Origin of the sequence: Porphyromonas vaginalis, assembly GCF_958301595.1 — a bacterium.
GTDB classification, from domain to species: Bacteria; Bacteroidota; Bacteroidia; order Bacteroidales; family Porphyromonadaceae; genus Porphyromonas; species Porphyromonas vaginalis.
In genome coordinates, this window is record NZ_CATQJU010000001.1 from 2,350,825 (window position 1) to 2,369,353 (window position 18,529).

Annotated in this window: 13 protein-coding genes; 5 read left to right on the forward strand and 8 right to left on the reverse strand. The window is 50.6% G+C overall.

Annotation, left to right across the window (positions count from 1 at the left end; genetic code table 11):
• Positions 1-5: 5 nt before the first annotated feature.
• From Q2J34_RS09135 to lysS, 8 genes are all read right to left on the reverse strand, one after another.
• Positions 6-1,529: a PBP1 and LysM peptidoglycan-binding domain-containing protein gene (locus Q2J34_RS09135; protein ID WP_300970048.1), complete on the reverse strand. Its 1,524-nt coding sequence runs from the start codon at positions 1,527-1,529 to the stop codon at positions 6-8.
• Between the two features lie 288 nt (positions 1,530-1,817).
• On the reverse strand, positions 1,818-2,963 hold the full coding sequence (gene dxr, locus Q2J34_RS09140; RefSeq protein ID WP_300970049.1) for a 1-deoxy-D-xylulose-5-phosphate reductoisomerase: 1,146 nt from the start codon (positions 2,961-2,963) through the stop codon (positions 1,818-1,820).
• 30 nt (positions 2,964-2,993) lie between these two features.
• A complete protein-coding gene (gene rimM / locus Q2J34_RS09145; protein ID WP_300970050.1) occupies positions 2,994-3,539 on the reverse strand; it encodes a ribosome maturation factor RimM in 546 nt (181 codons plus the stop codon).
• Entirely contained in the window at positions 3,532-4,842 is a 1,311-nt protein-coding gene (gene murA / locus Q2J34_RS09150; protein WP_299369826.1) for a UDP-N-acetylglucosamine 1-carboxyvinyltransferase, read from the reverse strand. The genes rimM and murA overlap by 8 nt, the downstream gene beginning before the upstream one ends.
• A gap of 42 nt (positions 4,843-4,884) precedes the next feature.
• Positions 4,885-5,574, reverse strand: a complete 690-nt coding sequence (locus Q2J34_RS09155; RefSeq protein WP_300970051.1) for a DUF4290 domain-containing protein — start codon at positions 5,572-5,574, stop codon at positions 4,885-4,887.
• A 20-nt stretch (positions 5,575-5,594) separates the two neighbouring features.
• Positions 5,595-6,962, reverse strand: a complete 1,368-nt coding sequence (locus Q2J34_RS09160) for a glucose-6-phosphate isomerase (RefSeq protein WP_300970052.1) — start codon at positions 6,960-6,962, stop codon at positions 5,595-5,597.
• Positions 6,963-7,021: 59 nt separating this feature from the next.
• Positions 7,022-8,029 (reverse strand): NAD(P)H-dependent glycerol-3-phosphate dehydrogenase, encoded by a 1,008-nt coding sequence (locus Q2J34_RS09165; RefSeq protein ID WP_300970053.1) that lies wholly within the window; start codon positions 8,027-8,029, stop codon positions 7,022-7,024.
• Positions 8,030-8,090: 61 nt separating this feature from the next.
• The gene (gene lysS / locus Q2J34_RS09170) at positions 8,091-9,830 is read right to left on the reverse strand and encodes a lysine--tRNA ligase (protein ID WP_300970054.1); all 1,740 of its coding nucleotides are present in this window, start codon (positions 9,828-9,830) and stop codon (positions 8,091-8,093) included.
• A gap of 371 nt (positions 9,831-10,201) precedes the next feature.
• On the opposite strand from lysS, the gene Q2J34_RS09175 reads away from it, so the two are divergent.
• From Q2J34_RS09175 to Q2J34_RS09195, 5 genes are all read left to right on the forward strand, one after another.
• On the forward strand, positions 10,202-10,993 hold the full coding sequence (locus Q2J34_RS09175) for a hypothetical protein (protein ID WP_300970055.1): 792 nt from the start codon (positions 10,202-10,204) through the stop codon (positions 10,991-10,993).
• A 112-nt stretch (positions 10,994-11,105) separates the two neighbouring features.
• Complete coding sequence (locus Q2J34_RS09180; protein WP_300970056.1) at positions 11,106-11,534, forward strand: hypothetical protein; 429 nt, start codon at positions 11,106-11,108, stop codon at positions 11,532-11,534.
• A gap of 1,295 nt (positions 11,535-12,829) precedes the next feature.
• Positions 12,830-13,186 (forward strand): hypothetical protein, encoded by a 357-nt coding sequence (locus tag Q2J34_RS09185; protein WP_300970057.1) that lies wholly within the window; start codon positions 12,830-12,832, stop codon positions 13,184-13,186.
• Positions 13,183-14,010 (forward strand): hypothetical protein, encoded by an 828-nt coding sequence (locus Q2J34_RS09190; protein ID WP_300970058.1) that lies wholly within the window; start codon positions 13,183-13,185, stop codon positions 14,008-14,010. The genes Q2J34_RS09185 and Q2J34_RS09190 overlap by 4 nt, the downstream gene beginning before the upstream one ends.
• A 124-nt stretch (positions 14,011-14,134) precedes the next feature.
• Complete coding sequence (locus Q2J34_RS09195; protein ID WP_300970059.1) at positions 14,135-18,529, forward strand: strawberry notch-like NTP hydrolase domain-containing protein; 4,395 nt, start codon at positions 14,135-14,137, stop codon at positions 18,527-18,529.

The following is an 18,529-nucleotide window of genomic DNA, read 5'->3' on the forward strand; positions in this document are numbered from 1 at the left end:
CTGATCTACTCTGACAGAGGGATCTGCTGACGCTGCACCCCCCGTGGACTATAAGTGATGAAGAAGAGGTTCAAGTTCGTGTAGCCCCCTCTCCCAGAGCTACGCCCCGTGATGGCTGGTGCAAAGAGGAAGCCCGACTGCAGACCATCGCTAGGCAGCTGATGCTGGTACTGCTGGAAGCCCCGTCCATACGACGAGAGAGCCGATATAAAGTAGCGCACCACGTCGTACCCCAGCAAGGCATAGCTTGGATAGCCCTCCTCTATATCACGTCCGTACCAATGCTTGTAAGATTCCCGGACTTGCTGACTCTCGGGTAGCTCCCGATCCCAGTAAAAGGTGGAAAAGATCGTAGCCCCTACCGCTTGCAGACGTTCATCTATATTCTTGCCATAGGTTTGCCACTGCGGATATCCGAAGAGCTGATAGTCACTCGTCGAGAGCTGCGCATCACGCATCGCATCCAGTACAGCCGTAAGGTCCGCCTTCTTGCTTGAGTTGAGCAGGATCACACACTTCTTACCACCCTGGCGAGGCCACTGCCCGACAGCTAGCTCTCGCAGAGAGCGGCTTTGCGTGGAGATACCCGCCTCTCGGCAGGCTGTCTCGATCGCCTTAAACTTGTCCGCCTGATCGCCCTCGCCACAGCGCACGAGTAGCACTTCGTAGTCCGCATAACGCTCTACAAAGGCTTGCTGCAGTCTCTCCGTGACACGATACTGTGCGGGGTTGAGCTGGAAGAAGTGGTCGTACAGCTGCCCCTTACCGCTCTGCCATACAAAGGGCGAGAGGTAGACCGCCTGTTGCACCTTGGCGCGCTGAGCTAGTAGCTCCACGCTCTGCTCTGAGTCACCACCGATGATCAGGTCGTACCGCTCGCCCTCCTTGCTCTTGAGGAGCTGCTCGAGTGCCGAGCGATTGACGGCTGCATCGACTTGTAGATCAATGCTCACGCCCTGACGCTGCAAACGCTCGATACCTAGGAGTACACCCTCGTAAAAGTGCAGATAGCGACTAGGCTGCCCACTCTCTCGCAGAGGAAGTATCAGGGCCACCCGCACTTGCGCTATCTGAGTACCATTCAGCGGGCTGGGCTCCTTCTTAAGCTTAGCTCCAGAGGCTACTACGATCCGCTCCCCTACTGCGATCTGCGCATCATGCTTCTGCGGGTTTAGCTCGAGGAGCTGGCCCATTGTCAAGCCATACTTACGACTAATGCCGAAGAGCGTCTCGCCGGACTGCACCACGTGAATGCCTGGCTCAGCCTGCACGACGGCTGGTGCCTCGACATAGATTGTGTCAGGCTTGCGCTGGGGTATCAGGAGCGTCTGTCCCTCACGAATGCCCCACTGACTGCCCTCATTAAGCCGGTAGATCTCCTCTTCGGAGACTCCGTAGCGCTTGGAGATAGCGTAGACCGTCTCCAACTTCTTGACCACATGCCGTAGAGGCGCCTGTGCCATGAGCGAGGTCGTGATTAGGAGCAGGCTCATGCAGAGCAAGAGAATACGCTGTAATATCTGTTTCATCGGTTTATCTCTCTTTTTACTTAGACAAAGGTAGCATAAATAGCACTCTTGGTCAACCGTTCTCCCCAAGAGATTTTAGTTTCATAGGTAGGAAACTTTAGTTTCATACGGAGGAAACTCCAGTTTCATACGGAGGAAACTCCAGTTTCATACGGGTGAAACTGGAGTGCCAAAGGGGGGTGGCACTAGAGTTTCACCCGATGGAACTTACATCTCCGCGCCTCCAGGCAACAAAAAGTCCCCGTAGCAATACTACGAGGACTCACAGATGTTTATTTGACGAGGGGGCTATCGGGGGAGCTGCTCGGTGGCTAAAGCGGTCGCCACGTCGTGGTAGTGCAGCAGAGCGTCGAGCGTCGGGGTGGCGTCGTAGGGTACGGCCGTCATAATTGGCTCAATGAGTCGCGCTATCTCAGTGAAGCCAATACGCTCATCGAGGAAGGCGCGCACAGCGACCTCGTTGGCCGCATTGAGCAAGCAGGGAATATTGCCACCCTGTCGGAACGCTTCGAAGGCGAGACCCAAGCAGGGGAAGTGGGCTGCGTCTGGCTCCTCAAAATGAAGCGTCGTGCCGACAAACGGCTGACGCGCTATGGGTAGCGGCTCACGCACACCACCATGGAGCGCTAGGCTGATCGGGAGACGCATGTCGGGGACGGCTAGCTGCGCCTTGACCGAGCCATCGGCAAACTGCACCATCGAGTGCACGATGCTCTCGGGATGTATCAAGATAGAGATCTGATCGGCTGAGACGGCAAAGAGGTGGCACGCCTCCATCATCTCAAAGCCTTTGTTCATCATTGTCGCCGAGTCGATCGTCACCTTAGCGCCCATCGACCAGCGTGGGTGATGGAGCGCATCTGCTACGGTAACTTGGCTTAGCTTATCGAGAGGCATCTGCCAGAAGGGGCCTCCACTGGCCGTGAGCCAGATGCGCTCTAGAGGTGTCTCCTCGCCCATCAGGCATTGGTAGATGGCTGAGTGCTCAGAGTCCACAGGAAGGATGCGCACACCATGCTCCCGAGCAGAGCGCATGATGAGTTGACCTGCCACTACGAGTGTCTCCTTATTGGCCAAAGCAATCTCATGCCCGCTCTCAATAGAGAGAAGTGTGGGGCGCAGACCAGCGAAGCCAACAAGAGCGGAGAGCATGACGTCGTAGTCACTATGCTGCGCCAGTTCGCAGAGTCCCTCGGTGCCGACTAGCACGGTGCAGGTTAGCCCTTTGAGGAGTGCGGTGTGCTCTGTGGCGGCTTTTTCGTCAGCTACGACCACGACGGTCGGATGGTATTTCTCCGCCTGCTCTACGAGGAGAGGCACGTTGCGATGAGTGGTAAGGGCATAGACGGAGAGCAGCTCGGGGTGAAAGGAGATGACCTCCAGTGCCTGGGTGCCGATACTGCCTGTCGAGCCAAAGAGTGCGATGCGTCGCATAGTGTGTAGTCTGCTTTGGGAAATGGGGGCTTACAGGTCTAATAGCCCTTGGGGTATGTGTAGCTGGATGGTTTTGCTCTCGGGATCTATCGCCTCGACCAGCTCCTCGTGGATGGGGATCAAGTGCTGAGTGCCGTCGGAGGTCTCGATCGTAAGGAGGATGTTTTCCGTTTGGTCATTGACCTCTAGGATCGTGCCGACAGGTTCCCCCTCGGGGGTGAGCACTTGGTAGCCAATGAAGTGATCCCAGCTATAAGCGACCTCGCTCTCTGCCAGTAGCTCTGTGGGAATGAAGAGACGCCACCCAGTCATCTGCTCAGCAATCGATCGATCAGCGACATGCGCCAGGGTGAGCAGGTAGCTGTCTCCCTTGCTGCGATAGCTCAGGAGCTGGTAAGGAACGGGGAGCGCGTCGATCTCGGCAAAGAGGTAAAAAGCTTCGCGACTAGGGTCGCTGCAGAGGGTCTCCAGCTCGATGGTTAGGTAAGCGGCTAGCTCACCACGCACGCCGTGAGGCTTGCCTAGGTGACCAACAGGCGTGAGCTCCGGTACGGTAAAAGCGGTCGTGCTACTCATCGCGTCTCTCGATGTGAGCGCCTAGAGCGTTGAGTCGCTCGTGTAGATGCTGGTAGCCACGATCTATCTGCTCCGCATTGTTGACCACACTGGTGCCATCGGCACTCATGGCGGCTATCAAGAGCGCGATACCGGCGCGTATATCTGGCGAAGCCATCACAGCGGGACGCAGACGGGTCTGGTGGTCTTTGCCAACGACGACTGCTCGGTGTGGATCGCAAAGGATGATCTGGGCGCCCATATCGATGAGCTTATCCACAAAGAAGAGTCGGCTCTCAAACATCTTCTGATGAATAAGGACGGTCCCCTTGGCCTGTGTCGCTACGACAAGGAAGACGCTCAGCAGGTCTGGCGTGAGTCCTGGCCACGGCGCATCGGCGATGGTGAGGATAGAGCCATCCATAAAGGTCTCTATCTCGTAGCTCTCTCTAGCGGGTATGATGAGGTCATCGCCTCGCTCTATAATCTCGATGCCGAGCTTGCGAAACATCTGCGGGATGAGTCCTAGGTCGGGCAGACCGACGTTCTTGAGCGTTAGCTCGCTCTGCGTCATAGCTGCGATGCCGATGAAGCTGCCCACCTCGATCATATCGGGCAGGATGCGATGCGTCGTGCCGTGTAGTCTCTCGACGCCCTCGATGGTGAGCAGGTTAGAGCCGATGCCTGAGATGCGAGCTCCCATGGAGACGAGCATACGGCAGAGTTGCTGTATGTACGGTTCGCAAGCAGCATTGTATATAGTGGTCTTGCCCTCTGCTAGGACTGCCGACATGATCACATTGGCGGTACCTGTCACGGAGGCTTCCTCGAGGTGCATGTAAGCGCCTCGCAGGTGTGGCACCTCTATGCGAAAGGCTCTACGATCCTGATCATACTCGCACTCCGCCCCTAGGGTAGCAATGCCAATCAGGTGGGTGTCTAGTCGACGGCGTCCTATCTGATCACCACCGGGCTTGGGGAAGACCGCATGGCGACAACGACCAACGAGAGGACCAACGAGTAAGACGGAGCCACGCAATATCTTGCTCTCATGGAGGAACTGTGGAGAGTCGACGAAGTCTAGATCTATCTCCTGAGCTTTGAAGCGATAGCTGTCGTGGCTGAGTCGTGTCACCTCGACACCGAGTAGCTCTACGAGCTTGATGAGGTTGTTGACATCGAGGATATCTGGTACATTCTCTAGGATGACCTCTTCGCTGGTTAGTAAGGTGGCGGCGATGACTTGGAGCGCTTCGTTTTTAGCTCCCTGTATGGTTACCTCGCCATGGAGTCTGTGACCTCCCTCGATGATGTAAGATGCCATAAGCTAGTATCGTAAGAGTAAGATAGTGAGTGTCTGTATCGGCTAACGTCTAGAACGGTTGGGGCGGCCACCACGGCGACCTCCTCCTCTGGAGTTGTTGCCTCCCCGTGCTGGACGCCTGAACTGTCGTCTAGAGCGGTTTCCACCCCGTCCCTGAGGCGTGCGTCGTGTGGCAGCGTCTAGCTGGTGCTCCTCTTCGGTCAGCACGAGCTTACCGCCGGAGAGTTCGTAGAGATCCTTAAAGATGGTGTAGTCGTCGACGGCACGCTTATTCCACAAGATATAAGCCTGCTTCATGCGGTTGGCAATGGAGAGTGCCAAAGCCTCGCGCTCGTCACCCTCGGGCATCTCGCACGCTTTCTTGATCAGCTCCTGAATGAGGTGACCATAGTGGCGGTAGATGATGTCGTCCTCGGGATAGGACAAGGATTCGGGCGCACCACGAAGTGCCTCCTCGTGAATGGGCTCTATGGGGTAGTCAATGTCTAGCGCAAAGTGCGACATGATGGCGAGGTGATCCCAGAGGACTTTGTGATCCTCCGACTTCTTAGCTTGCTCAGGCTGTATGATCGCCATCGCCTTGACAATAGCGTGCGCGCATCGAGTCCGCTCATCGCGATCCTCAATGGTCAAGCAGTGGTCTACCATGTGCTGGATATGGTGTCCATACTCAGGGAGAGGGATGACCTCGTGGTAGCTTTTCTGGGGGGTTGTTTGTATCGTATCTGTCATTGTTGTAATCTGTCGTAAGTTCATTTGTTGAGCCGCTGGCGCATCGCTTTCGTCTCGCTCTCGAAGCCTGGCTTAGCGAGGAGGGCAAACATATTGCGCTTGTAGTCCTCCACACCTGGCTGGTCAAAGGGGTTGATCCCCATCATATAGCCACTGACCGCAACCGCATACTCCATCGTATAGATGAAGGCGCCAATCGTCCTAGCATCGATCTGCGGCAACTGCAACTGCAAGACTGGCACACCGCCATCTTCGTGTGCTAAGAGCGTGCCTAGATGTGCCTGCTCATTGACATGGTGCATCGTTTCGCCTGCTAGGTAGTTGAGCCCGTCTAGGTTTTGCTCGTCAGTCGGGATGGTTATGGTGTCTCGCGGCGTGTCGACGACGATCATCGTCTCGAGGATATTGTGGGGACCCTGCTGTATCCACTGCCCCATGGAGTGCAGATCGGTCGTATAGGTCAGAGAGAGCGGGAGTAGTCCCTTGCCCTCCTTGCCTTCGCTCTCGCCAAAGAGCTGCATCCACCACTGCCCCATGGCACTCAGCCGAGGCTCGAAGGCTACCAGCACTTCGCTCACAGCGTGCTCCCGATAGGCTGCTTGTCTTGTCACGGCATACTGCACGGCTGGAGTCTCTAGCGGATGCTCCGTACTACGATATAGGAGAGCCGTGTCACTAGCGCCTTGGAGCAAAGCCTCAACGTCAAAGCCTGCCAAAGCAATCGGTAGCAACCCCACAGGAGTCAGCACGGAGAAGCGACCGCCTACATCATCTGGTATGACGAAGGTATCGTACCCCTGCTCGTCTGCTAGGCGACGCAGAGCACCCCGCTTCTTGTCGGTAATGGCTACGATACGTCGCTTAGCCACCTCCTGCCCATCACGAGCCACTAAGTATTGGCTCAGCATGCGGAAGGCAATGGCCGGCTCGGTCGTCGTGCCACTCTTAGAGATATTGACAATGCCAAAAGGCTTGTCCACGACCAGATCCATCAGATCGTGCAGATAGTCACTGCTGATATTGTTTCCAGCGAAGAGTACTTGCGGGCGTCCCAGCTCCGGCTGACGATGTGCGGAGAAGTGGTCTCCGAGTGCCTCCATGACGGCCTTGCCACCTAGGTAGCTGCCCCCGATGCCTATACATATTATATATAGGCACTCATGGCGAAGCCTGTCGGCTACCGTCTGTACTCGCTTGCAAAGGTCACGCTCGAGCATCTCCTCGGGGAGCGTGAGCCAGCCTAGGAAGTCGTTACCAGCGCCTGAGCCCGTGTGTAGCGTCTCAATCGCTGCGAGCGCATCTTGCTCTGCCTGGCGGATGGTCTCTGCCGATAGATGAGCTTGCGCATGTGTTGTGTCGATCTGTATGAGCGATGCGACTGTCTTCATGGTTGTATCGTCTGTTAGGTTAGAAGGTTTCGTCCGTCAGCAGGGTCTTGAGCCAGTGTTTAGCGGAACTTGAGCGAGAGCCGCTCAATGGTCTCCTTGGCCGACTGCTTATTATAGAGTATCTCGTAGACAGCGTCCATAATCGGCATATTGACTCGGTAGCGTGTCGTGTTGAGTTCGCGCACACACTTAGCTCCGTAGTAACCCTCCGCCACCATCTCCATCTCGACCTGCGCTGCCTTGACGCTGTACCCTTTGCCGATCATCGTGCCGAAGGTACGGTTGCGACTATAATTGGAGTAAGCGGTCACGAGCAAATCGCCTAGATAAACCGAGTTGGTGATGACACGATGGTTGAGCAAGTGTACCGTATTGACAAAGCTATTCATCTCAGCAATAGCGTTGCTGATGAGGACGCTCTGGAAGTTGTCTCCATAGTTGAGTCCGTTGCAGATACCCGCAGCGATGGCGTAGATATTCTTTAGTACTGAGGCAAACTCGATGCCGACCACATCGTCTGACGTGGTACAGGTGATGTAGTCACACGAGAGCGTGTCAGCCATCAGATGCGCCAGCTCATCGCTGTAAGACCCTGTGGTCAAGTAACTACGACGCTCCTGCGCCACCTCCTCAGCGTGACAAGGGCCACTCACCACGCCGATCTGCTCCTTCGGTAGGGAGAATTCCTTAATAAGGAACTCCGAGACCAAGAGGTTTTCGTCAGGCACAATTCCCTTGACCGCATTGATAACCTGCTTGCCCCGCATGCTACTACGCTTCACCTTCTTGAGGTAGTGCTTGATGTAGGGCGAAGGGGTCACCAAGATGATGGTGTCACTATTGCGAAAGAAGGGGTTGATCAAGCCCTCCGTATAGAAGGTTATCCGATCTGTATCAAAGGCAGCACTAGAGAGGTAGTCGGGGTTGTGCCCCGTAGCCTTAAAGCGCTGCACCTGATCATCACGACGCACATACCAATTTATCTCAGGCGTAGACTCTAGAGAGATCTTAGCCAGTGCAGTAGCCCAGCTACCACTACCTAGTATGCCTATGCGACCAATATCCATATTAACTGTATCGTATACACGCCATGCCCTCTAGCGAGAGAGGGACATGCGTGAACTATGATTATTTCGTAGACTCCTCTCCCACCCACTTGGATATTTCCTCCAGTGCGGGGATCTGCAAGCCTAGCTTATACTTCTTATTGATATCCATCATCTGCTGCATCACCTTGCCCGGAGCTTTGCCCGTAAGGTCTGCGACAGTGAGGTAGCCCGCCTTCTGCAGGAGTGGCACCCACGTCTTGTCAATGCCAACGGCTACATAAGCCTCCTCCTTGTCACGCTTAGGCTGTATCTCAGGACGCATCTGCGGGAAGAGCAGCACCTCCTGAATACTCTCCTGCCCCGTCAGGAGCATCACGAGACGATCCATACCGATACCCATACCAGATGTAGGGGGCATGCCAAACTCTAGAGCGCGTAGGAAGTCGTGATCGATATACATCGCCTCATCGTCTCCACGCTCGCTCAGACGTAGCTGATCCTCAAAGCGGTGACGCTGATCTATCGGATCATTGAGCTCTGAGTAAGCATTGGCCAGCTCCTTACCATTGACAAATAGCTCGAAGCGCTCCGTCAGATCGCTCCTATCACGGTGCTCCTTAGTGAGCGGAGACATCGCCTTAGGATAGTCTATGATGAAGGTGGGCTGTACCAAGTGTGGCTCAGCAACGGCACCAAAGAGTTCGTCGATTAGCTTGCCGACACCCATCGTTTCATCTATCTCTACGCCCTTATCTTGGCACACCTTGCGTAGCTCAGCCTCGTCCATGCCATCAATATTGACCCCGCCATACTCTTGGATAGCGTCGATCATCGTGAGGCGACGATAGGGCGGCTTAAACTCTATCGTGTGCTCCCCTACCTGAATGGCCGTAGAGCCTAGTACCTCCTGACAGATATGCTCGATCATCTGCTCCGTCATCTGCATCATCCAGCGGTAGTCCTTGTAGGCGACGTAGATCTCCATACAGGTAAACTCAGGATTGTGCGTTCGGTCCATACCCTCATTGCGGAAGTTACGGCTAAACTCGTAGACGCCCTCGAAGCCACCCACGATCAACCTCTTGAGGTAAAGCTCATTGGCGATGCGTAGGTAGAGCGGTATGTCAAGCGCATTGTGGTGCGTCACGAAGGGACGAGCCGCAGCACCGCCAGGGATAGACTGCAGGACAGGTGTATCCACCTCTAGATAGCCACGCGAATTGAAGAAGTTGCGCATCGACTGAAAGATCTTCGTACGCTTGATGAAGATGCCCTTCACCTCATCGTTGACTATCAGATCCACGTAGCGACGGCGGTAGCGTAGCTCTGGATCGGTAAAGCCGTCGAAGACCTGATCATCCTTAGACTTGACGATAGGGAGCGGACGTAGTGCCTTGCTCAGCAAGGTCAATTCCTCGGCATGCACCGAGATCTCGCCCGTCTGGGTACGGAAGACAAAGCCCTTGACACCGACGATGTCGCCAATGTCGAGAAGCTTCTTAAAGAGCTTGTTGTATAGATCCTTATCCTCTCCTGGGCAGAGGTCATCACGCGTCACATAGACCTGTATACGCCCTGAGGCATCTTGTAGCTCCATAAAGGAAGCCTTGCCCATGATGCGTCGGCTCATAACACGGCCAGCGATGCTCACCTCCATGCGAGGTGCCTCATCTTGATATTGGTCCTGTATCTCCTGCGCATGTGCCGTCACGGCATACTCGGCTGCTGGATAAGGGTTGATGCCCATCTGACGTATCTCGTCTAGGCTGTTGCGACGTGCTATCTCCTGGTCACTAAGTTCTAGTAAGTGTAAGTCCATAACTATAGTTAAGTATAAAAACGCTCCACCCGCTGAGTATACAGCAATAATAGGTGGTAAATACCCATCCCGTCCCCCTCAGATCGGCTGGGGAGGAAAGACAGGCTCAAGCTAGCTGAGGCGTATCTGCAATACACCCTCTGCAAAAGTACTCATTTTAGCCCTCACTACCAAAAGGGGCCCACAAAACGTAGATTCCCTACTCCTCGCTAGTCGTCATCTGTAGCTCCTGACGGAGTGAGTATGATGCGTCATCCCTGTGTGGCCTGCCCTTTTCGTTGCAGATTAAAATAAAAGTAATATATTTGTAGCGCGTGGCGAGGCCCTTTGCCTCGTTATTCGATGGCTTATAAGTTTAATGCAAACGAACTATGGGATTAAGCTACCAACTGGAGCTGCTTTACGATGAGAAGTGGTCCAAACTAAATGAAGCACTAAAGGCTCATGAGATTGCGATTCGCACGCCTTTTTTGCTGAGTCTAAATAAATACGACGAAGGGGATACAGAGAAATGGTACACCGATGCCGATCTGAAAGTCATGATATTTGGGCAAGAGGGGAATAGGTGGGAACTGCCTGCTGATAAACGTCCATTTCCTGCCAATTTTATGGAGCTGTATCAAGAGTTTTATAACGAGAATTACAAGGAAGATGCAACTGGCAAAATCCCATTTCCGGGGAGATCTTCTTTTTTCAAGCTCGGCTTTAATCATTTTACGAACTCCATCTTCGATTTTCTACGCGAAAAGTTTCCCACTAAAAGAGCTGCATTTCTTTGGAACAACATCTCCAAGCTTGCTGCTGTGGGTCGAAATGGGACAGGTGTATCTGTGAATAGCTTTACCCATCAATTAGAGCAAGAGTTTTTTCGTGTCATTCCTGACGAAATAGAAATTCTTAAACCAGATGTCCTCATTTTCCTCACAGGTGTCGACGAAAAGTACAATAGATATATTGCAGAAAACTTCATTATACGCGATAACCCTATCCAGCTATCAGGGTTGCCAATAAAAGATGTCGCCAAGCTGAATATTGAGTCAGTGAAATTGGCATACCGCACCCATCACCCTGCGGATAGATCCAGTGGCGATGACAGACAGATGTGGTATCAAGCTATTCTTGATGACCTTAAAAGCAACCTAAGGGGAATACTTGGAGAATGAGGTATAGAGCATACAAACAGCGCACATTATGAGTAAATGTGGATATTGCGGAAAAGAATATGGCGGCGACGGCCTCTGAAACGATGGCTTCTGTGGCGGAAAGTGTCGTGCTTTGGCCAAGAAAAACGACATAAATGGGAAGCTCCCCAAGGGATATCTCTATATACTCCTGATTTTCTTTGCCTTCTGTCTGTTGTGTGGACTGTTTAGTAAGTGCACTCATAGTGATGACGAAGAGATCAGCCCAGCTGTCGAGAACGTGTCCCATAAAAGTGACCAAAAGGGAAGCAGAACAGTAAACCACAAACGAAAAGCAGAGAGTAACTCACAAGTAGCGGAAAGTAGTAACGCAGAGGAACTTCCAAATGAAGAAGAGGAACTTCCAAGTGAAGTAGAGGAACTTCCAAGTGGAGAAGAGGTACTTCCAAATAAAATAGAAGAGGATACGTCCGTTGAAGAAATCTCTCCATCTGCACAGCCTGACTCTCAACCCAGTACAGAGGACGTCGAAGTTGACGCCGAAATATCTCCAACGGAATAACTTTTTCCTGACAGAGCGATTATGATGCGTCAGCCCTGGCTGGGCAAATTTAACGTTGGCTCGTTACAATAATTTAGAGCCGACTACATATCGAAACGGCATCGTGTCGGTGAAAAGTGATTTCCACGTGGATATTTCGAAATCTCCACGTGGAGAATGAAAAATTCCTCGGAGGAATGAAATGAAACTTCGGAGGAATGAAATGAAACTTCGGAAGAATCAAAACGTCCCCACGTGGAAAAAGAAAAATATCCACGTGGAGATTTGAGATTTTCCACGTGGATATTCGAGAAAGGAGGGGATCGGACGAATTTCCCTGTAAAGATATGTAAAGATGCTAGAGGTTAGAAATTAGAAGTTAGAGATTAGAGATCCGATCACTCTGATAGCTCCGATGGTTCCGATAGCTAACAGCCAATAGCTAACAGCCAACAGCCAATCCATGGCTGACACGTTATATATAATGCCCCATCTATGTCTCGCTTGTCGCTAATGGGTTGCTTCTGAAAAGACGATTATAAAGCGTCAGTCCTGCTTGCCAACCGCTGGGACTTGCTACAGCAGATTAAACGTTCTGCACCTAACACAGACCTTTCTCTCTTCGAAGGATTGCTGTTCAAAGCGACCCGTTGCGAGGTGAGCCGTCGTGAGGATTACAGCGCAGATGGCATCGGCTTACCATCGTGCCGAAAGTTCTTCCATGGTCGATAAGCGCCGAACCTTACGCTTGAACCATTTACGTTTTGGACCATTCATCTTGGGCTTTAAGCTAAATGGTCGCAGTTGCCGTGTCCCTCCAGGACGTAGTTCCTTTCCGTGTATTATTTTATTGCATGCATTGAACCACACATAAAGAGACCAGGCATAACCACGCTTGATTATTACATTGAGTTCCTGGATTGCAGTTGCAGCGAAGTGCAAAAGGTTCTTGCCTCCAAGTGCGACCGCCTTCGGGAGATACGATGCTTATGCTGCCACGAACTGCGTGAGATAACACTCAGCAATGAATCGCAATTAATCAAGATAGAATTCTCGTCAGACCACAAGATTAAGGAGAATCCTTGGAATTATGTTCAAAAGACCATCCAACAGAACAATGGCGAGATAGAAATTTGGACTCCTTGATGATATTCTTGATGCCAATGCCTCAATCTGGCATAGCCTCCATCGTAACTTTGCAGCACAATTCTAAAAATCATATAGTATGGCACTCAACATCAAAACAGTGAAAATCTCGTTCAGTCGTATTCGGAATAACGACCAGCAATACACCAAGACGAGTATGCTACCTCCCCATGGCCACTATCAAGTACATAGACGCAAAGAAAAAACAGAAACAAGAGTTTCTGACAGGGGCCTCTCTCGGCGATATGGATTCCTGCGTCATCTCCAAGAAGACTTATCTCGGACTTGTCATTGGAGGTTCATTCTTCGCAGTCCTCTGCAAAGACAATATGTATCACTTCTTCGACGAAGAAGGCGAACACATTGCCTCTCGCGAAATAATCGGTGTGCCGGTTCAAGTCGGCGAGGACGATTTCATCGTCAGGAACGGAGACATCTTGACAATGTATTTTGCAACCGGCGAAACGCTCAAATGGCGTCATCTTACAGAAGAAGAGAAAGAACAACTTAAAGAGAACGACCAATGACACGAAAAGAGAGCACAATCAATATTGAGCGCATTGAAGCGGCCAAGGATGTCGCAACCTTACGCGAGTTATTGCTGTCAGTGGAAGAAGATATAAAGGGTATTGTCGGAAACGATCCATTGAGTTTCTATCTTGAACGTCCTTCACAACAGGCCATGGAAGAAATAGACAACTACATCGGTCTGAGAACAATGATACTGGACAAGATGTTCACCTATGCTCCCGACGAGATTGAACGTATGGAGCAGGTGAACACGCTCCTGACCGACTTGCGGAAGAATATGTATCGGCGTACCTGTGCATTGTATCGCACCTTGCTGGCTCATGGCGTTGACAAGAGTTTCGATGATGACTATGAGGTGGAAGGTAAACTGACTGTAGGAGTTGAATACGATAGCAATGAGGGCGATTATGGGACCGTCCTGCATCTGGAAAACGATGCTTACTATGGTTCAGACTTTGCTTATATGCTGTATGTTATCATGAACAACGAAGAAAAGAGACGTTGCGCTCTTGGCTACATTGACAACTGCTGTGTGCGGCACGAAGAAGGAAACACGCCAGACATGACGGACGAGGAATTGCTTGTCGTTGACTTCGCAGATTTGGACGATGGCACCAGTTGGGACGAGTGCCTGCATCGCGATGATCTCAAGCATATCTGCTTTGGGTACGCATTCCATTCCCTCTATACCCATAACCCTTATTCGCTGGCCGACATCTTGCGCATCAACAGTTTTGATGTGAATGTTCAATTGGTTTGTCAACGGCTAACAGACCAGGCCGGTCGGCGATACAAAGACATAACCAAGGACAATGAGTGATTTTGACAAGAAATGCCAGGAGGACAACAACTTTTCGACAGCGAGTGGGGCAGATGCTTCACGCTAATGACAGAAAAGATTGTGCGTGTAAGAATATCTGCTGCTAATTTACCCAGAGTATAGTATGGAGGTCCTTTCTACAGAATACAAAGGCATATCCGCTGGTGCTCAAGAGCTTGGCACTAAAGTGCCAAGCCAGTTGGCCAATGACACCACACATGCGCTTGAAAAACTGCGAGATGCCCTTGGCGGGGATGTTAGCGGATTTGTGGCCAAACGACTTCACTTTTCTCAAAAAGAACTGTTTCAAGCATTGGCTATGGAGCAGATAGACAGTGTGGCCATGGCTATCTATAATATCGAAATGCGGAGTCAGGCCGTTATCATTGGAGACCAGACTGGCATAGGTAAAGGGCGACAAGCTGCGGCTATGATCCGCTATGGTATGTTGTCCGGCTATCTGCCCGTTTTCTTCACTGACCGCTATACGCTTTTTAGCGACATGTATCGTGATTGCAAGGCGTTGGGCATACAAGAGGCACGACCGTTGATAGTGAATAGCGGTGTCTCGGTTGTAGATTTTGACAAAGTGATAGAACCCGAGTCAATGCCTGATGCGCCTGACGAAATTTGGTCTCCTACAATCGGTGAGGATGAGGAGGCTGATGACAGCGGATTGATGACACTCTACCAAAAGCAATATGAGGTTGTATATAAATCGCTGAAGAAACGTGAGATGGAAATCATATACAGCAAAAGAGACATTCCTGAAGGTTGCTACGAGTATTTGATGATGACCTATTCTCAACTAAAGGATGCCAAGAAAGACAAGACACGACTCGATTTCCTCAATGCGCTTTGCGAAAAGCATCGTCTGCTTTTCATCTTTGACGAAGCACACCGCAGCAGTAGCGTCTCGGCTGGCAACGTGTCTGTCATCACCCAATGCATAAACTCTGTGCTGGAAAATAGTGCTGAAGCCCAATGCGTTTTCCTCTCAGCAACATTTGCCAAACGTCCTGAATGCCTGATAACCTTTATGCAGCGCACTGCTTTGAGTGCTTTGGCCACAAAAGCAACGCTTCAACTTGCTTTTGCCAGCGGAGGTGTACCCATGCAGGAATTTGTATCTTCTACCTTGGCTGCAGAAGGGCAGATGATACGGCGTGAACATTCAAACGAAGGTATTCCTGACCCTATTTACACCTATCTTGATGACGATTTGGTGGTACACTCCGAGCTGTTTGACAGGGTAATGTATTGGTTTCGCGAATTGGTAACATTGAGTCAAATGGTTCATCAGACTATTGCGCTTGGAAGGCTCTACCAACTCATAGCTGATTGGGGATGTTATCCTACACGCGGACAGTTGTTTTATGTAAACAAGATCCTATTGATTGCCTTGAAAGCCAAGACTATCGCCGACGCAGCTGTTGGGGAGGTTAGGCAGGGACGTAGCGTGGTTATCGGAATGAGCGATACGTTGGAATGCGTGCTGCAGGATGTGGTGAAGGATGAGAAAGGTAATTGCTCTGGCGATTTTTCGGCTATATTGCTTCGTTTATTGGAGAAGACGGTCATAGACACCCACTCCTATATGTCTCTGTTCAAACTCACTTTTGATATGGACTTACCAGGAGCAGAAGAAGTCGCAAATGCTATTGCTGAGGTGGAAAATTTCTATGAACTACTCAAACATGGCATTAAGGAAGATACCTTTCATCTGCCTCTTTCGCCCATTGATGTCATTAGACAATTGATAACAAGGGAGACCTTTGAGGCTCCAGACGGGCGTTTTATTCATATTCGCTTTGAAGAGTGTACAGGCCGTGTCCACCAGTTGGAATACACATGGCCTGACGGAGAGGACGATTTCTGTGCGGCTACCATCGTGTCTCGACGTAAGGTTCACAGTAACCGTATCTTTAACGATTTTCAGAACAACAAACTTGATGTAATCCTTATCAACGCATGTGGTGCTATCGGAGCAAGTGCCCATGCCATAGCCACAGCAGAGGTGCCCGAATCGCAAGTGCGTCAGCGCAAGATGCTCATTGTGCAGACAGACCTGGATGTAAACATAGACCTCCAAAAGCGTGGACGTATCAACCGCACAGGACAGCGCATGGACTTACCTCCCCTTTACGAATATATCATCACCTCCATCCCGTCAGAGAAAAGGCTAAATATGATGCTTCGCGCCAAATTGCGACTACTGAGTGCAAATACTGCGGCCAATCAGGACCAGGATCGCAAGCAAGCCGACTTTATTGACTTGAGCAATAAATATGGCAATCAGGTGGCACGTGAGTTTCTTGAAGCACATACGGAGTTGTCCTTTGTGCTAGGTCTGAAGCCAACATCTTCTCTTACTGCAAGCCGCCTGATGGCACGCCTTGCCATGCTTAGCGTTACTGCACAACAGGATGCCATCGACGAACTCTTTACTGCTTACCAAGCACTTGAAACGGACTTGCGCCGCATCAATCAATGGGATCTCGAACGAGAGCATCGCGATTTTGAGGCTGTTTTTGTTCGTGATGAGTTCTTTACGGCTGCGCTCGATGACTCTCGATTAGGCGGAGGGTCGTACCTCACTACCTACCGCTGCCGCCATCGCACTTTCCCCTATGATTCAAAATCACTCCAAAAGGCCATAATAGAAGCCCAACAACAATATGGCCTACCATTCAGAGAGAATAGTGTATTGCATAAGGAGGTGGATGCATACTACAGACTGCAACGCAAGAAAGTGCGAGAGCGCATCGCACAACGTCAGGATATCCTAACGCTGAATGTTCGTGAGTCTCTGAAGAAACATATCACGAATGACGAGTTGGTAGATGAACTGATAGCCATAGCACAACAGCCCTATGAGTCATGGTGTGGTATGGCAAAAGAAAAAGTAAAGGGCTTGCATATGCGGAATACAATACTGCGCCGTCTGAAATCCTATTCTAATGAATGGATGGCCAATGCGCAGCGCCTTGACAAGAACCTCAAGAAGATTAGCGAAGAAGGTAAACGTCTGCGCACCATTCTTTCGGCTGCTAAACTGGGCTTTTCATATGATATGAGCGGCTGTGTTGAACTGGAATTTGAATGCGATTATGTCATTGGTGTCTTAAAAGACATTCGCTTTGGACAAGACATTGAGAAGAAATTCCTTCCGGGCAAGGTGGAATTGGTATTTGCTCTGTCTGCTGGTATGCGTGAAATCACCATCAATCTAGTGCATTCTGAAAAGAACAGCAACTACAGCAAACTGGAAAGTATCATGAAATATGGACAGCCATATCCCTTCGATGCAATGGTTTGGAACGAAGAAATAGCCAAATATAACAACCGGATTATAGAGCGCAAAATCGTCACAGGCAATATACTCGGAGCTTATAGCGACCCAGCCATAGCCAAATTAAAACCTCGTTTCATCACTTTTACACTCGCCCCAGATAAGGCCGGAAAAAAGACTGTAGCTCATGGCCTACTGATGCCTCTCGACGAGGTGCGTCTGCGTGAAGTGTTGAAAAATGTGACACTGCCATTAGCTGATGGATTGCGTTATGCAAACTCAACATCTTCTGTATACTATGTTACTGGTTTGGATGTCACATTCTTGCTTATGCCCATCCGTGAAAAATCAAACGATGGACTGAAATTTCGTATCAGTGTGGATGAAAGAAGTACCAAGGCATTTGAGCAACTCTATGCTCCAATACGCTCTTTATTCATAGCGGAGCCAGTGTCTTCCAAATGGTCAGAACGTGACAAAGCTTCAAACAACCCGAAGCAACGCAAAACTCGTATGAGATACTATACGGACAATCTGCGTTTTGAGAGTGAGCCCATGCAGAGCATCATTGCCTTTTGGGTAAAGAATAAAGCGATGATTGTCGTACCACGCGAACAGATTACCATCGGTGAACTTAAACAATTTGAATCGCAATCGCTTCATGAAGAGAACATGGCTTGGCCTGTTCTCGACTGGCAAAACGAGACAGAACAACCGCTTCCGCCCTCGCATCGTGAGGTTCTTCTACACATCACACCACCCATGCTGAAAGACGATGATGAAGGTCTGGACGTACAATCATACTCGCCATTTGTGACTCTTTGCAAAGCCACATTAAAGTTGGAAGGATGCAGTATGAAGGATATGGCAACAAGATTGCAGTCCAGAAGCCTCTATTTCAACTGGCGTTCTTGCTCTCATCTTGAAGACAATGAACGTTCGTTACGTCGTGCCGTATTGGACGAACTGCGCCATGCCCTGATTGAACCGACCGATAAGATTAGTTTGGCTTGTTACGATAGATTATACAAGGCAAGTTGCAAGGAACGTCTCGATGTTGTTACGAGTATTAGAGAACGCTTCAAAGAAGAATTTCTTTTCATGTCTCCACCACGAGAACAGGTTATGGAGTTCCTTAACAACTGCCCTTGTAGTAACCGTCTTGAGCATATAGTGCAGTCTTTGAGAAGATACCTTGACGGAGAGACTGACGTAATAATGGATTAA

Bases quoted from the DNA above. Each gene is read 5' to 3' on its own strand.
- Q2J34_RS09135 (WP_300970048.1), bottom strand. From the start codon at position 1,529: ATGAAACAGATATTACAGCGTATTCTCTTGCTCTGCATGAGCCTGCTC.
- dxr (WP_300970049.1), bottom strand. From the start codon at position 2,963: ATGCGACGCATCGCACTCTTTGGCTCGACAGGCAGTATCGGCACCCAG.
- rimM (WP_300970050.1), bottom strand. From the start codon at position 3,539: ATGAGTAGCACGACCGCTTTTACCGTACCGGAGCTCACGCCTGTTGGT.
- murA (WP_299369826.1), bottom strand. From the start codon at position 4,842: ATGGCATCTTACATCATCGAGGGAGGTCACAGACTCCATGGCGAGGTA.
- Q2J34_RS09155 (WP_300970051.1), bottom strand. From the start codon at position 5,574: ATGACAGATACGATACAAACAACCCCCCAGAAAAGCTACCACGAGGTC.
- Q2J34_RS09160 (WP_300970052.1), bottom strand. From the start codon at position 6,962: ATGAAGACAGTCGCATCGCTCATACAGATCGACACAACACATGCGCAA.
- Q2J34_RS09165 (WP_300970053.1), bottom strand. From the start codon at position 8,029: ATGGATATTGGTCGCATAGGCATACTAGGTAGTGGTAGCTGGGCTACT.
- lysS (WP_300970054.1), bottom strand. From the start codon at position 9,830: ATGGACTTACACTTACTAGAACTTAGTGACCAGGAGATAGCACGTCGC.
- Q2J34_RS09175 (WP_300970055.1), top strand. From the start codon at position 10,202: ATGGGATTAAGCTACCAACTGGAGCTGCTTTACGATGAGAAGTGGTCC.
- Q2J34_RS09185 (WP_300970057.1), top strand. From the start codon at position 12,830: ATGGCCACTATCAAGTACATAGACGCAAAGAAAAAACAGAAACAAGAG.
- Q2J34_RS09190 (WP_300970058.1), top strand. From the start codon at position 13,183: ATGACACGAAAAGAGAGCACAATCAATATTGAGCGCATTGAAGCGGCC.
- Q2J34_RS09195 (WP_300970059.1), top strand. From the start codon at position 14,135: ATGGAGGTCCTTTCTACAGAATACAAAGGCATATCCGCTGGTGCTCAA.